At 41.9% G+C, this 449-nt stretch carries 1 protein-coding gene; it reads right to left on the minus strand.

The annotated features are described in order from the left end of the window. A partial coding sequence (locus AB4512_RS23750; protein ID WP_372175966.1) for a hypothetical protein occupies positions 1-449 on the minus strand: 449 nt, incomplete at both ends.

Here is a 449-nt window from a genome sequence, read left to right on the forward strand (position 1 = left end):
CTGGCCGTTCTCAAACTCCCCCATAAAAAACAGACACTCGGCTAACGGCCTTGATTGCTCTTCCGACAGGTTACGTATAAGAGGGTGTTCATTATTTAGAGTAATATAGTGGTCATCTTCATATCCAGGTTCCCATAGCGAACCATCACTTGTTTTAGCTAGGCGAACATCAATATCTTCGATCAGAGGAGCAACTATTCTGTAGTTGCTCAAATGCTCTCCTCGACCAGAGCAAAGGATACGGAAGTCCAACAACCCATTAAAAATAGCTACTAAAGCATCACCAAATCCAGCTCTGTAAATACCATAACGATCCGCAATAATATTGCCAAACATATCCATGTTAGCGGTACCAACACTCTCGCAACCTAGTATCAAAGTGTAATGTGCTTTTACCGCTTCAGGCATAAAGATACGAGCATATTTTTTTCCTTGGTGTTGAAGTGCTT

The sequence above is a fragment of the Vibrio sp. 10N.222.52.B7 genome (assembly GCF_041474275.1).
GTDB lineage: Bacteria > Pseudomonadota > Gammaproteobacteria > Enterobacterales > Vibrionaceae > Vibrio > Vibrio crassostreae_C.